Raw genomic sequence first — 13,838 nt, forward strand, 5'->3', positions numbered from 1 at the left:
CCGGCCGGAACCGCAAGCGGGCCGGTGCCCTACTAAAGGCGGAAATCGGGTGGCGGTCCCCGAAGCGGCTCCCGTACGGTGCCCGGCATGTGCTCCTTCATCCGGATCCGCCGCTTCTGAAGTTCGCTTTCCCCTTGAAGGAGTCGTTTTGCCGCGCAAGCACATCGTCATGGTCGGCTGCACCGCGCCGAGCCACGTCTACCCGTCGCTCGGGGTGATCGCCGAGCTGGTGCGCCGCGGGCACCGGGTGTCCTATGTCGTCGGTTCGCCGTTGGCGTCGCTGGTGACGCCGACCGGCGCCACGGTCGTCGAGCACCCGACGATCTTCCCGCTCGGCGAGGCCGCGGTCTGGCCGGACGAGCCGGCCGAGGCCATGCGTGTCTTCCTCGACGAGGCGATCGCGATCCACCCCCGGCTGACGTCCCGGTTCGACGACGACCGGCCCGACCTGCTGTTGTACGACATCGGCGGGCTGGGCGCGCCGCTGCTCGGCGCGCGCTACGACGTCCCGGCGGTCCAGTTGTCGCCGACGCTGGTGGCGTGGGAGGGCTACGACGAGGACATGGCGTCCGTGATGGACCCGATCAAGGCGTCACCGTCCGGAGTGGACTACGCGAAGACGTACCGCGCGTGGCTGGCGTCGAACGGCATTCAAGCCGACCCGTGGGAGTGGATCGGCCACCCGTCGCGGGTGCTGTCGCTGATTCCGCGGGCCATGCAGCCCCACGCCGAGCGCGTCGGCCCGCACGTGGAGTTCGTCGGCCCGTGCCTGGATCCGGCGCGGCTCGCCGCGGGCGGCTGGACGCCGCCGTCGTCCGGCCGTCCGGTGCTGCTGGTGTCCTTCGGGACGGCGTACAACGACCAGCTGCCGGTGTACCGCGCGTGCGTCGAGGCGTTCGCGGCGGACTGGCACGTGGTGATGTCGCTGGGGAAGCACGTCTCGCCGGACGACCTCGGGCCACTGCCGGATTCGGTGGAGGTGTTCGCTTCGGTGCCGCAGCTGGCGGTGCTGGAGTCGGCGTCGGCGTTCATCACGCACGCGGGGATGGGCGGCGCGACGGAGTCGCTGTGGTTCGGTGTCCCGACCGTGGCGGTTCCCCAGGCGGCGGACCAGTTCGGGAACGCGGCCCAGCTGGAGTCCCTTGGGGTCGGGCGGCAGCTGGCCGCTTCGGAGGTGACGGCCACGTCGTTGCGGGAGGCGGTGGACGAGGTCTCCTCGTCGGCTTCGGTGGCCGCGCGGCTGGCGGAGCTGAAGGCGGAGATCCGGGGACACGGCGGGGTTCCCGCGGCCGCGGATGCCGTGGAGTCCTATCTGGAATAGCCGAACGAGGAACCGCCACTCTCCCTGGAGCCGCCACTGCTGGTGGAGAGCAGCACGATCAGCAGGACGGTCCCGGCCACGATGACCGCGGCCACCGCCGCGAGGATGATCTTCGCCCGCCGGGTGAGCTTCTTCTTCGCGGTGGTGGCCGTTTCGTCGGGTTCCGCAGCCGGTGTCGGCGCGGGTTCGGGCTCTGGTTCGGGTTCGACGGGAGCGGGATCCGGCTGGACGACCGCGGCGACCGGCTCCGGCTTCGGCTCAGCCGCGACCGGCTCGGCAGCAACCGGCTCAGCCACGACCGGCTCCTCCGCCACCCCATCGATCTCCGCCACCCACGCCGCCGCCGTGCCCGACACCAGGCGGCTGTCGTCCTCGAGCAGGCCCCGGATCTCCCGGTCGGTCGCCGCCCGCACAACATCGTTGCCCGCCCGGTTCAGCCGCTTCAACCCCTCCAGCGCCGACAGCCGGTCCACCGCGATCGGGCTCGCCAAACCGTGCTTCAGGTACTCCGGCAACGTCCAGCGCGGATTGCGCGCCAGCACGATGCGACCCTCCACATCGGACTGGTGCTTCGGCCGCTGCCGGGGCAGCTCCGCCACCACCCGCTCGTGGACGTAGCTGTACAGCTCGTCCACCGTCACGTCCCCGTCGCCGTCGAGGTCCGCGCTGCCGTCGCGCAACCCCGCCACCAGGTGCCGGGTGAACACCGACCGCGCCGCCGAGCCCGTCACCGCGTCGCCTTCGAACGAATACTGCGTCGCGTCGGACGCCGTCAGCACCGCGCGGCCGCGGCCCTGGAACCGTTCCAGCGTGTGCACGTCCGCACCCGACTTCGCCAGCCGGCCGGCCGGGAACGCGCCGCTGTAGCAACAGTCCAGCACCAGCACCTTCTGCCGCGACGGGCACCCGGCCATCGCGCGGTCGACCAGCTCCGCCGCCAGCGCCGTGAACATCAGGCTGTCCCGGCGCGTGTTGGCCATCGCCAGGTACAGGCTGCCGTCGTCGTCCTTGACGCCGTGGCCGGTGAAGTACAGCAGCGTCAGCTCGTCGCGACGGCGGCCGCGGTAGAACTCGCCGATCGCCTCGCCCACCACGTGGTGCGGCTCGTCGATCAACGTCGTCACCTCGAACCCCGCGATCGACGGGTCACGCAGGACCGAGGCCAGCTCCCGCGCGTCGCCGCCCGGCGCGGTGAGCCGCCGCAGCGCCGGGTCGGCGTACGTCTCGGTCGCGATCAGCAACGCGTGCCGGTTAGCCATGACGGCGGACGAACGCGTCGATCAGCTCCTGCCGTTCGGCCGACGTCGCCCGCTCCAGCTCCAGCGTGTCGCCGTCCACGGTGACCTTGATGCGGTGGCGGCCCGCCTGCCGGCCGAGCCATTCCCGCAGCGTCTCCACCAGTCCCGGGAACACCCCGCCCGCCGCGCTGAACGCCACCAGGAGCGAGCCGACCGTCACCGGGTCCGCCGCCTTCGCACCCGCCGGCGCCTCGCCCGGCACCGCCCGCAGGTCGACGTCGAGCTCGATCAGCTCGGCGCGCAACCGGCGGGCGAGGCGGTCGAGCTCTTCGGCGTCCGACTCCTCGTCCGCCTCGAGCCGCACCAGCGCGCGGTGCGTGTCCGGTTCGGTCATGCGCGTCATCGTCCGCTCGGCCGGACCACGAAACAAGGTCCGATCGGGCAGCTTCAGGCGCGGATTTCGTTGAGGTAGTTGTAGATCGTGTAGCGCGTGACGTCGAGGCGCCCGGCCAGGTGGTCGACGGCGTCCTTGATGAGGAAATAACCGGCCTCGTCGAGTTCCCGCACGACGGCCGCCTTGTGCCGCTTCTTCATCAGGTCCACCGGGATCCCGGCCTTGGTCACCGCCCGGTCGACGAGGAACCGTTGCAGGCTGTCGACGTCCGGTGGGAAAGTCTCCGGCTCGCCGTTCCCGCTCGCGGGCGCCGACACGTCGACGCTGTTGACGCACAGGCAGCCGACCGCGATCCCGTCGGCGTCGCGCAGGAACAGCGTCGACGACCGGATCGCGCGCCCGTCCGGGCCGTGCGTGCGGTAGTTGGTCAGGTCCTGCGTGGTGCCGCGGCGGACGAGGCCGAGCAGCAGGTCGGTCATCGGCCCGCCGACGTTGCGGCCGGTGAGGTCGCCCGCGATGGCGACGATCGAGTCCGGCAGCCGGCTCAGGTCGTGCAGCAGGACTTCGTTGCCCGGCCCGAGCATCGCCGCGAGACCCGGGATCGCCGGCACCAGCGCGGTGAGCACCTCGTGCGTCGTCGCGCCCGCCGCCGGGACGACCAGTGGTTCACGCGGCTTCGTCAGCGTCTCCAACGCTTCCCGGAGCAGGTCCGCCGCGGCCGCGGGGGTCGACGCGTGCGGTGACAGCCGGACGTGCTCCGGCCGCACGGTCGCGGCGATCCCGGCCGCGGCCAGCGCCGCGCCGACCTGCTCGGCGGGGTGGCCGGGCAGGGTGAAGGCGAGGATTCCGGCCCGCTGTTCACGAGCCGAGACGACCTCGGCGCCGCACGACGCCAGCACCTCCTCGAAGGACCCGATCCGCTCGGCGATCCGTGCCGCGATGGCGCCGACCCCGGCGTCCTCGACCAGTTCGAGGGCCTCGGCGAACGCGCCGGACGTGATCGGGCTGAGGTTCGAGATCGACCAGGCCTGGGCGGTCGTGTCCGGCGGGTGGATCTCGTCGTCGAACAGGCCCGGGTCACGCGCGCCGGTCCAGCCGGACAGCACGGGGTCCATCCGCTCCAGGGCGCGATCGGACAGCACCGCGAAGCCGGTCCCCCAGCCCGCGCGCAGCCACTTCTGCCCGCCGACGACCAGGACGTCGGCGACCGGCCACGGCTCGTCGACCACGCCGAAGCCCTGGATGCCGTCGACGACCAGCAGCCGGTCGCCCACGACGTCGCGCAGGGCCGCCAGGTCGGCGCGGAAGCCGGTGCGGAAGTCGACCGCGCTGACGCTGACCGTGGTGATCTCCGGCGTCAACGCTTCCGCGACGCGCTCCGGCGTCACGTGACCGCTGCTCAGGCGCCGAACGCGCAGGCGCCCAGCCTGTTCGGCGCGGGCCCACGGGTAGGTGTTGGCCGGGAACTCCGCCGCCGAGACGAGCACCTCGCCGGAGCTGTGGAACGCGGCCTGGAACAACCCGAGGCTCGTGTGGGGCAGCAGGACCGTGTGGTCGGTGTCCGAACCGGACAGCCGCGCGGCGGCGGCCTTGGCCCGGATCTCCTGCCGCATCAGCTCATCCACAGTGGACGGACCGGCGGTGGTGGCCTGGTCGAGCAGCGCGGCCGTCGTGTCGAGGACCGCGTGGGACGGCGGGCCGAAGCGGGCGAAGTCGAGGTAGCCGGCGGGCTCGTCGAACTGGAGCAGGTACCGGGGCGAAATCCGCGTCACGCGAGGATCCTCGCCAGGAACTGCCGGGTCCGCTCGTGCTTCGGCGCACTCAGCACCTGGTCGGGCGGCCCGGTCTCGACGACGGCGCCGTCGGCCAGGAACACCACCTCGTCGGCGGCCTCCGCGGCGAAGCTCATCTCGTGCGTCACGACGACCATCGTCATCCCCTCCCCCGCCAACGTACTCATCACTTCCAGCACCTCGCCGACCAGCTCCGGGTCGAGCGCGGACGTCGGCTCGTCGAACAGCATCAGCTTGGGCTTCATCGCGAGCGACCTCGCGATCGCCACGCGCTGCTGCTGCCCGCCGGACAGCTGCGCCGGGTAGGCGTCGGCGCGGTGTGCGAGCCCGACGCGGTCCAGCAGCTCGAGGCCCTGCTTGCGCGCCTCGTCCGGTTTCACGCCGAGCACCCGGATCGGACCCTCGACGACGTTCTCCAGCGCCGTCCGGTGTGCGAACAGGTTGAACCGCTGGAACACCATGCCGATGTCACGCCGCTGACGGGCGACGTCGCGTTCACGCAGTTCGTACAGCTTTCCGCCGCGTTGCCGGAACCCGATCGGCTCGCCGTCGACCCAGATCTGGCCGGCGTCGATCGTCTCGAGGTGGTTGATGCAGCGCAGGAACGTGCTCTTCCCGGCGCCGGACGGGCCGAGCAGGCAGACGACCTGTCCCTTGTGGACTTCCAGGTCGATGCCACCGAGGACTTCGGTGTGGCCGTAGGACTTCTTGACGCCGACGGCACGCAGCAGTGGCTCAGACACGGGCACTCCTCACCAGCGGCACCCCGCGCAACGCCTTACCGGCGCGGGAAAGGGGCCCGCGGTCGGCCTGCCCGAACGAGCGTTCCAGGTAGTGCTGGCCGACCCCGGCGACGGTCACCACGACCATGTACCAGACGGCCGCGGCCAGCAGCGTCTCCATCACCAGCAGGTTGTTCGACGAGATGTTGTTGGCCGCGTGGATCAGCTCGGTCACGCCGATCACCGACGCCATCGACGTGCCCTTGAGCATGTTGATGAAGTCGTTGCCGGTCGGCGGGATGATCACGCGCATCGCCTGCGGCAGCACGACCCGGCGCAGCGTCGCGGCCGGCGTCATGCCGATCGACTTGGCCGCCTCGGTCTGTCCGTTGTCGACGCTGTTGAGTCCCGCTCGGACGATCTCGGCCATGTACGCGCTTTCGTTGAGCGCCAGGCCGAGGAACGCGGCGGTGAACGCGCTGATCAGCACGTTCGTCTGCTCGTGGACCAGGAACGGGATGTCGATCACCGGGAAGACGAGCGCCAGGTTGTACCAGAGCAGGATCTGCAGCAGCACCGGAAGGCCGCGGAAGAGCCAGATGTAGCCGGCGGCGAACCACCGCGCGACCGGGTTGGCGCTGCGGCGCAGCAGGGCGATGACGATGCCGAGCACGATCGCGACCGCCTGGGACAACACGGCCAGCACGACGGTGTTGAGCAGGCCGGTCGCCATCACCTTGAAGAAGACGAAGTCCGGGACCTGGCTCCACTCGATCTGCGCGTTGCCGAGCGCGATGCCCAGCAGCACGAGCAGGGCCAGGATGATCGCGGCGGCGACCCAGCGGCCCCAGTGCCTCAGGCGGACGATCGGGAGCGGTTCAGGAGCCGCCATTGACCGCGGCCTCCTTGATCGCGCCCTGCTCGACACCCCAGGCCTGCAGGATCTTGCCGTAGGTGCCGTCGGCGATCAGGGCCTGCAGCGCCTTCTGCACGGAGTCGCGCAGCGCGGTGTTCTGCTTGTTGACGCCGATGCCGTACGGCCCGCCCTCGATCGGCTCACCGGGGACGACCTCGAAGAACTTGCCCTCACCCGCGGTCCGCGAGATGTAGACGGCGCTGGGCAGGTCGTTGAGGATGGCGGCGACGCGGCCGGTGCGCAGCTGGTTCTGGTTCTGGTTGTCGCTGTCGGTCGCGGTGACGTTCAGCGCGGGCTTGCCGGCCTGCGTGCACTTCGCGCTCTGGGCCTCGGCGAACTTCTGGTGGCTGGTGCCCTGCACGACGGCGACGTTCTTGCCGCAGAGGGTCTCCGGGCCGGTGATGCCGTCCGGGTTGCCCTTGCGGATCATGATCGTGATGCCCGAGGTGAAGTAGTCGACGAAGTCGATCTGGGCCTGGCGGGTCTTGGTGTCGTTCATGCCGGCCATCGTGAGGTCGATGCGGCCGGACTGGAGGCTGGTGATCAGCGAGCCGAACGCCATGTCCTGGTGGGCGACGGGGACGCCGAGCTTGGCCGCGATCGCCTTGGCGAGGTCGACCTCGTAGCCGATCGGGGTCTTGCCGTCGGCGGCGTAGAAGTTGTTGGGCGCGGACTGCAGGTTCGACGCCAGGTGCAGGCCGGCCTGCTTGACGTTGGCCGGCAGCGCGGCGTTGAGCTGGGCGTCCTTCTGCACGCCCTGGACGATCGCGGCGGTGTCCGGGATGCCGGACGCGGGCGCGCCGGCGGCCTGCGACGTCCCGCCGGCGCCGTCCGGACCACCACCGCAGGCCGCCACCAGGACGGCGACGCTCGCGAGCAGCACTGCCTGTGCAGCACGACAACGGGACATAACGGACCTCCACTGTTCGGCTGGCCGGAACGGTACAACTCGTTGTTGAAGAGGTCAACTGGCTGTTGAAATCTGGGTTGGAGTAGCTTTCGCGCATGAGCCTGCGGATCGGCGTCCTGGGGGCGGCTCGCATCGCCCCCGCTGCCCTGGTCAAGCCCGCTTCTTCACTTCCGGCGGTCACGGTCCACGCCGTCGCGGCGCGGTCCTCCGAGCGGGCGCAAACGTTTGCGGCCAAGCACGGGATCCCGGTTTCGCACGGTTCGTACGAGGCGTTGCTGGCGGATCCGGACGTCGACGCCGTCTACATCCCGCTGCCGAACGGCCTGCACGGGCGGTGGACGCGGGCCGCGCTCGAGGCGGGCAAGCACGTGCTGTGCGAGAAGCCGTTCACGGCCAACGCGGCGGAGGCGCGGGAGATCGCGGCGCTGGCGGCTTCGTCGGACCGCGTGGTGATGGAGGCGTTCCACTACCGCTACCACCCGCTGGCGCTGCGGGTGGCGGAGATCGTGGCCTCCGGCGAGCTGGGCGTCCTCGAGCGGGTGGAGGTGTCGTTCTGCTTCCCGCTGCCGAAGTTCTCGGACATCCGCTACGACTACGACCTGGCGGGCGGCGCGACGATGGACGCGGGCTGCTACGCGGTCCACATGGCCCGGCTGTTCGGCGGCGAGACGCCTTCAGTCGTCTCGGCGACGGCGAAGCTGCGGTCACCGCGGGTCGACCGGGCGATGACGGCGGAGCTCGCGTACCCCTCGGGCCACACGGGCCGGGTGACGTGCTCGATGTGGTCGACGTCGCTGCTGAAGATCAGCGCGAAGGTGGTCGGCTCGAAGGGGACGCTCAGCGTGCTCAACCCGCTGGCACCGCAGGCTTACCACCGGTTCACCGTCCGGATCGGCGACACTCGGCGCACGGAGAAGTTCCCCCGCCGCCCGACCTACGCCTACCAGCTGGAGGCGTTCGCGGCCGCGGTCCTGGCGGGTGCCCCGGTGCCGACGTCGGCGGAAGACGCGGTGGAGACGATGTCGGTGATCGACGAGATCTACCGGGCGGCGGGGCTGCCGGTGCGCGAGCCGAGCTGACTTCGGACGTCGGCGAGTGCGAAGCCCAGCAGGTTGAGCCCTCGCCACGCACGTGGCTTCTCCGCTCGCGGGTCGTCCGCGGCCAGGCCGATTCCCCACACCCGGTCGACCGGGCTCGCCTCGACCAGCACCCGCTCGCCGGTCCCCGCCAGGAACCGCGCCAGCTCGGGGTGCTGGGCGAACTTCGCCGCGCCGGCCGCCACCACGATGCTGTAGCGGTGGGCCACCCAGGTCTCTTCGTCGAACCCGCGGACCTGGCGGCCGAAGTCCTTGGCCTGCTTCGGGTGCACCGCCGTCAGCACCCGGGCGGCCGCCTCGTCGTCGCCGAAGAGGCGGGCCTTGCGCCACATCATGTAGTGCTCAGCGGTCGCGAAGCGCACGCCGTCGGCTTCGAACGGCGCCGGCCACCACTGGCTGAAGCACCCTGCGCCGACCCCGCCGCCGCGGGGTGGGCGGTAGCCCCAGAAGTACACGTACTTGAACCGCTTCCCCGCGTCGAGGGCGCGGGTCAGCTCCTCGACACTGCGCGGGTGACCGGTCATGGCCCCAGTCTCACCCGCGCGGCAGCCGTCCCGCACCCGGATTTCCGGGTGCGGGACGACCCGCGCCTACGCGGCCACGTAGTTGCCGGACAGGATCAGCAGCACCTGGACCGTGATGCCGGTCCCGTAGTAGTCCGTCGCGTCCGGGGACCACGTCGAGACCGCCGTCCACAGCTTGTCCAGCCAGGCCTGGCTGCCCGCGTCCGTCATCGCCGCCACCGCGAACGGGGCCGTGAAGCACGGGTGCTGGCCGCTCTCCACCTTCGAGCCCGACAGCGAGTAGCCGCTCTGGATCTTGGCCGGGTCGCTGCCCGTCGCCGACTTGATCCACGTGTTCATCTTGCGCACCTGCGCCGTGGCCGCGCTCCCCGACGCGGTGATCGCGTCCGCGCCGAGGCGCCACGGGTCGCGGCAGGCGTTCCAGCTGTACTTGCCGTCGTTCGGACCCTCCAGGAACTCCGCCGGCGCCGGCTTCGGCGTCGAGTTCGTGTTGACGACGAAGTCCGGCAGCAGGCCCGTGTTCGGCGCGTACGACGACTGCAGCTGGCTCACCGCGGTCTCCGACCGGGTCCGGACCTGGTCCCAGAAACTGTCGCCGGTCGCCTTCGCGAAGGCCCGCAGGTGCCCCGGCATCCAGTCCGACGAGCGCGAGCTGTTCTTGTACTCCGCGTCATTGCCCCAGTCGCCCAGCAGCGTGAACTTCGTGCTGTTGTTGACCTCGGACTTCTTGATGGCGTTGATGATCCGGACGGCCTCGGCCTTGTAGTTCACCGAGCCGGAGCTGCCCCACTTCACGTCGGCGATCAGCAGGCCGTAGGCGATTTCGAGGTCGCCGTCGGTGGCCGAGTCACTGCCGTTGACGCTCTTGCAGCTCGAGTTCTGCTCGGCCGCGTGCAGGTCCTTGTTGTTGACCGACGGGTGCGCCTTCACGAACTTGAGGATCCCGTCGACGATCGAGCGCGCCTGCGGGTCCTTGTCGGCCATCATCGCCGAGATCGTCAGGCCGTAGCCCTCGCCCTCGGCGACGAAGGCGTGGTCGGCGTCCTTCGACAGCACGGCGTAGGTGCCGCTGCCGCACTTGGTGGTGAGGAAGTTCTTCTTCCAGAAGTCGTAGTACTTCTGCAGCGCCTGGTCCTGCGCGGCCTGCGAGACGGACGGTCTGAGGGTCCCCGGCACGTACGGCGTGCCCGCCGCGTTCGCGGTCGCCGGCACGCTCAGCAGCCCGGCGGCGAGCGCGGCCGAAGCCACCACCGCTTGGACGATCCTCTTCATCGCTCCTCCGTAAGGACATCGTTGGCTGCGGCGAGGGCGATCAGAGCCTGACAGAAGGTTCAAGACCGGGTCAAGACTGTTAGGAAACTTTCCTTACAATTACCGTGAGTGGTCTCACCGCCGGTTCCGCGCCCGGACGGACTAGCGTGGACCCCATGAAGATCGACGACCGCGGCCCCGACTTCCGCGCGTTCTGGACCGAGCGCCGGCTGGCCACCCTCACCACGGTCCGGCCGGACGGCACCCCGCACGTCGTCGCGGTCGGCGTGACCGTGGACTTCGAGACCGGCCTCGCCCGGGTGATCACCTTCGACTCGTCGGTCAAGGCCAGGATGATCCGGGCCGCGGGCGCCGACGGCGTGCCGGTCGCGGTCTGCCAGCTCGAAGGCCCGAAGTGGTCCACATTGGAGGGACGAGCGGTGCTGCGCGACGACCCGGAGTCCGTGCGGGACGCGGAAAACCGGTACGCCGCGCGCTACCGCCAACCCAAGCCGAACCCCCGGCGCGTGGTACTGGAGATCACGGTGACCAAGATCCTCGGCAACGCCTAGCCGGCCCGCGAGTGCACCACTCGCGCGTACTCCGCCAGCAGCGTCGCCAGGTCGCTGTGCTCCCCCACCGAGGCCAGCTGCTGGTGCCCCACCAGCACCGCCATGCCCAGCGACGTCAGCGTGCGCGCGAGGTCGCCGTCGCCGACGATGCCCTTGACCGCCGCCCCCACCGTGCGCAGCCGGGCCGAGTCGACGCGTTTCTGGGCCGCCCGCACGGTTTCGTCGTTCGCCGCCCACGCGCGGATCGCCGCTTCGGCCTCGTGCGGCAGCTCGAGCGTGAGGTCCATCAACGCGGCGAAGTCCGCCGCCGGGCCGACGGAGCCGAAGTCGCGCTCGCGCAGGATCAGCACCTGCCGGTTCTCCCAGTGGTCCAGCAGCTGGTCCACGAAACCCGGCCAGCCGCCGAAGTGGTGGTAGAACGACCCGCTCGTGACGCCGAGGCACCGGCACAGCCGGCCGACGTTCAGCTCGGTGAACCCGTGCTCCGCCAACGTCTTCAGCGCGGCGTCGAAGTACGCCTGCCGCGTCACCGAAGGCATCAGACGTTCCGGTCCCGGTCCCGCCAGTAGGGTGCACGCAGTGACCGCTTGAGGATCTTTCCCGTCGCGTTGCGCGGCAAGGCATCCACGACGTCGACGCTGCGCGGGCACTTGTAGTGGGCCAGGCGCTCGCGGCAGAACTCCATCAGCTTGTCGGCGTCGAGCTGCTCGCCGGCGACGACGGCCTTGACCTGCTCGCCCCAGCGCTCGTCCGGCACGCCGATCACGGCCACCTCGACGACGCCCGGGAACTCGGCGACCACCCGCTCGACCTCCGGCGAGTACACGTTCTCGCCGCCGGTGATGATCATGTCCTTGACGCGGTCCTCGAGGAACAGGAACCCGCCGTCGTCGAGGCGCCCGACATCGCCGGTGCGCACCCAGCCGTCCACAATGGTCTCCGCGGTCGCCTCGGGCTTGCCGAGGTAGCCCGCCATCCGCTGCTCGGTGCGCACCCACACCTCGCCGGCCGCCGCGTCTTCGGCCGTCACCGGGTCGACGATCCGGATGTCCACACCGGACAGTGCGGTCCCCGCCGAGGCCAGCCGTTCCGGGCGTGTGGTGTCCCGGTGCGCCGCCGGGTCCAGGGCCGTGACCGCGCCGGACAGCTCGGTCATGCCGTAGACCTGGGCGAACCGGACGTCCGGCCAGGCGGCCAGCACCGTGCGCAGCAACGGGAGCGGCATCGGCGAAGCGCCGTAGCAGAGGTACTTCAGCCGCGAGAACGCCGTGAGCGCGGCCTCGCCGGCCTGCGCGATCCCGGCGACCACGGCGGGCACCAGGAAGGCGTGCGTGATCCCGGCCCGCACCGCCGCGAACAGCGACGCCGCGTCCGCCTCGCGGGTCAGGTAGGACGGTTCGCCGTAGAGGAAACCGGAAACGGCGTAGCAGCTGCCGCCGACGTGGAACAGCGGCATCGCGACGAGGTTGACGTCACCCGGGCCGATCGGGAAGGCGGTGCCCGCGGCGAGGCCGTGCGCGATGACGCTGCGGTGGGTCAGCACCGCGCCCTTGGGGAAGCCCGTGGTGCCGCTGGTGTACATGATCAGGACGCCGTCGTCCTCGTCGAGCCCGGACGCGGTGTGCGACTCCCCGCCGGCGAGGAAGGACTCGTACTCGTCGAGGACCACCACGCGCTCGAGGGCAGGCAGCCGGTCGCGGATCGCGTCGAGCGCGGCGCGCAGTTCGGCGCCGACGAACACGACCTTCGCCCCCGAATCGTTGAGGACGTACGCCAGTTCGTCGCCGGAAAGCCGCCAGTTCACCACGGCGTTGGCCGCGCCGATCCCGGCCGCCGCGAACGTCGTCTCCAGGCAGGCGGGGTGATTCTTGTCGACGAACGCGACGCGGTCGCCGCGCCCCACACCGGCCGCCGCGAGGGCGCCGGACAGCCGCCGGACGCGCTCGTCGAACTCCGCCCAGGTCCACTTCCGGTCGCCGAAGATCAGCGCGGTGTCACCGGGGCGTTCGCGCGCCCAGTGCGCCAGGAGGTCGCCGAACAGCCGGACACGGGGGCGGACGTCTTCGGGCATCGGGTGCTCCTCGGGCCGGCGCTGGACCATAGACCGGCCTATGGTGCGCCGCGGCCCGCCGAGCGTCAAGCTTCGAACCGGCGCCGGGCCGCCTCGATGTCGCCGAGGAACCGCTGCGTCCACCCGCACATGGCGTCGACGGTCGCGCGCAGCCCCTGCCCCGGCTCGGTGAGGGTGTACTCGACCCGCGGCGGCACGGTCGGGTGCACCTCGCGCTCGACCAGCCCGTTGCGCTCCAGCATGCGCAGGTTCTGGGTGAGCATCTTGTGGCTGATGCCCTCGACCGCGTCGCGCAGTTCGCTGAAGCGCAGCGTGCGGTCGCCGAGGGTCTCGATGATCAGGAACGCCCACTTGTTGGCGACGTCGGAGAAGATCTCGCGCGCCAGCGAATCCGCGCGGGAAAGGTCCGCGTCCTGCTTGGTCACCATCTGGTTCCCCCGTCACCGGAAAGTGCCTTCTTCCGCACCGTCCGACACTCTCCTACGGTTCCTGGGTAACCACAAGAGACCACGGAGGAAAAGTGGCTGTCACCCTGCTGAATCCCGCGAAGCTCACGGAAATCGAGGTCTACCACCAGGTCTCGATCGCCTCGGGGACGAAGCTCGTCTTCGTCGCGGGACAGGTCGACTGGGCGGCCGGAAGCGGCCTCGCCGCACAGGTCGAGCAGTGCTACCTCAACGTCGCCGCCGCCGTGGCCGCGGCCGGCGGTTCGTTCGACGACGTAGCGAAACTGACCTGCTACGTCGTCGGCTGGACGCCGGACAAGATGCCCGAGCTCCTCGCCGGGATCGCGCGTGCCACGGAGAAGCTGGGCACCACCGCGAAACCGCCGGCCACCCTGATCGGCGTCGCCGCGCTCGACGTTCCCGAGCACCTCGTCGAGGTCGAAGCCACCGCGGTGCTTTAGGCGGTGTCCGGTAAGTCATCGGAGCCAGAGCATGATCGCCGCGAGAACCCTTGGCGACGCGGCGGGCGATCTGATCGTCCCGCTCCGGGCCGACGAAGCTGATCCGCCGGTCCCGCATCGCC

15 protein-coding genes are annotated in these 13,838 nt (G+C 70.7%); 4 read left to right on the forward strand and 11 right to left on the reverse strand.

The features are described from left to right. The first annotated feature begins 148 nt into the window (after nucleotides 1-148). Nucleotides 149-1,321 carry a macrolide family glycosyltransferase gene (locus M8542_RS45945; RefSeq protein ID WP_257926731.1) on the forward strand — a complete coding sequence of 391 codons (1,173 nt, stop codon included), beginning with the start codon at nucleotides 149-151 and terminating at the stop codon, nucleotides 1,319-1,321. On the opposite strand, the gene M8542_RS45950 is transcribed toward M8542_RS45945, so the two are convergent. Genes M8542_RS45950 through M8542_RS45975 form a run of 6 tightly spaced genes read right to left on the reverse strand, consistent with a single transcriptional unit; the run spans nucleotide 1,309 to nucleotide 7,294 of the window. Next, nucleotides 1,309-2,580 (reverse strand): caspase family protein, encoded by a 1,272-nt coding sequence (locus M8542_RS45950; RefSeq protein ID WP_257926732.1) that lies wholly within the window; start codon nucleotides 2,578-2,580, stop codon nucleotides 1,309-1,311. The genes M8542_RS45945 and M8542_RS45950 overlap by 13 nt on opposite strands. Further along, complete coding sequence (locus M8542_RS45955) at nucleotides 2,573-2,953, reverse strand: effector-associated constant component EACC1 (RefSeq protein WP_257926733.1); 381 nt, start codon at nucleotides 2,951-2,953, stop codon at nucleotides 2,573-2,575. Before M8542_RS45955 ends, M8542_RS45950 begins: the two co-directional genes overlap by 8 nt. A gap of 53 nt (nucleotides 2,954-3,006) precedes the next feature. Then, complete coding sequence (locus M8542_RS45960; RefSeq protein ID WP_257926734.1) at nucleotides 3,007-4,725, reverse strand: aminotransferase class V-fold PLP-dependent enzyme; 1,719 nt, start codon at nucleotides 4,723-4,725, stop codon at nucleotides 3,007-3,009. After that, nucleotides 4,722-5,489 carry an amino acid ABC transporter ATP-binding protein gene (locus M8542_RS45965; protein WP_308210342.1) on the reverse strand — a complete coding sequence of 256 codons (768 nt, stop codon included), beginning with the start codon at nucleotides 5,487-5,489 and terminating at the stop codon, nucleotides 4,722-4,724. Before M8542_RS45965 ends, M8542_RS45960 begins: the two co-directional genes overlap by 4 nt. Further along, a complete protein-coding gene (locus M8542_RS45970) occupies nucleotides 5,482-6,360 on the reverse strand; it encodes an amino acid ABC transporter permease (protein ID WP_257926735.1) in 879 nt (292 codons plus the stop codon). The genes M8542_RS45965 and M8542_RS45970 overlap by 8 nt, the downstream gene beginning before the upstream one ends. Beyond that, a complete protein-coding gene (locus M8542_RS45975; protein ID WP_257926736.1) occupies nucleotides 6,347-7,294 on the reverse strand; it encodes an ABC transporter substrate-binding protein in 948 nt (315 codons plus the stop codon). Before M8542_RS45975 ends, M8542_RS45970 begins: the two co-directional genes overlap by 14 nt. 95 nt (nucleotides 7,295-7,389) lie before the next feature. Here M8542_RS45975 and M8542_RS45980 point away from each other — a divergent pair, with 95 nt between their 5' ends. Then, on the forward strand, nucleotides 7,390-8,373 hold the full coding sequence (locus M8542_RS45980) for a Gfo/Idh/MocA family protein (protein WP_257926737.1): 984 nt from the start codon (nucleotides 7,390-7,392) through the stop codon (nucleotides 8,371-8,373). Here M8542_RS45980 and ybiA read toward each other — a convergent pair. Next, nucleotides 8,334-8,915, reverse strand: coding sequence for a riboflavin biosynthesis intermediates N-glycosidase (ybiA, locus tag M8542_RS45985; protein WP_257926738.1), 582 nt, complete (start codon nucleotides 8,913-8,915; stop codon nucleotides 8,334-8,336). The two genes, M8542_RS45980 and ybiA, sit on opposite strands and share 40 nt — an antisense overlap. A 66-nt stretch (nucleotides 8,916-8,981) precedes the next feature. Further along, nucleotides 8,982-10,187: a family 8 glycosyl hydrolase gene (locus M8542_RS45990; RefSeq protein WP_257926739.1), complete on the reverse strand. Its 1,206-nt coding sequence runs from the start codon at nucleotides 10,185-10,187 to the stop codon at nucleotides 8,982-8,984. Nucleotides 10,188-10,342: 155 nt separating this feature from the next. On the opposite strand from M8542_RS45990, the gene M8542_RS45995 reads away from it, so the two are divergent. Then, the gene (locus M8542_RS45995; RefSeq protein ID WP_257926740.1) at nucleotides 10,343-10,738 is read left to right on the forward strand and encodes a TIGR03618 family F420-dependent PPOX class oxidoreductase; all 396 of its coding nucleotides are present in this window, start codon (nucleotides 10,343-10,345) and stop codon (nucleotides 10,736-10,738) included. Here M8542_RS45995 and M8542_RS46000 read toward each other — a convergent pair. The 3 genes from M8542_RS46000 to M8542_RS46010 form a co-directional block, all read right to left on the reverse strand. Then, the gene (locus M8542_RS46000) at nucleotides 10,735-11,277 is read right to left on the reverse strand and encodes a TetR/AcrR family transcriptional regulator (protein ID WP_257926741.1); all 543 of its coding nucleotides are present in this window, start codon (nucleotides 11,275-11,277) and stop codon (nucleotides 10,735-10,737) included. The two genes, M8542_RS45995 and M8542_RS46000, sit on opposite strands and share 4 nt — an antisense overlap. Next, nucleotides 11,277-12,809: an acyl-CoA synthetase gene (locus M8542_RS46005; protein WP_257926742.1), complete on the reverse strand. Its 1,533-nt coding sequence runs from the start codon at nucleotides 12,807-12,809 to the stop codon at nucleotides 11,277-11,279. Before M8542_RS46005 ends, M8542_RS46000 begins: the two co-directional genes overlap by 1 nt. 65 nt (nucleotides 12,810-12,874) lie before the next feature. Beyond that, nucleotides 12,875-13,237: a winged helix-turn-helix transcriptional regulator gene (locus M8542_RS46010; RefSeq protein WP_257926743.1), complete on the reverse strand. Its 363-nt coding sequence runs from the start codon at nucleotides 13,235-13,237 to the stop codon at nucleotides 12,875-12,877. 92 nt (nucleotides 13,238-13,329) lie between these two features. On the opposite strand from M8542_RS46010, the gene M8542_RS46015 reads away from it, so the two are divergent. Further along, nucleotides 13,330-13,716: a RidA family protein gene (locus tag M8542_RS46015; RefSeq protein ID WP_257926744.1), complete on the forward strand. Its 387-nt coding sequence runs from the start codon at nucleotides 13,330-13,332 to the stop codon at nucleotides 13,714-13,716. Nucleotides 13,717-13,838 lie beyond the last annotated feature (122 nt).

This window comes from Amycolatopsis iheyensis, assembly GCF_024703995.1.
GTDB lineage: Bacteria > Actinomycetota > Actinomycetes > Mycobacteriales > Pseudonocardiaceae > Amycolatopsis > Amycolatopsis iheyensis.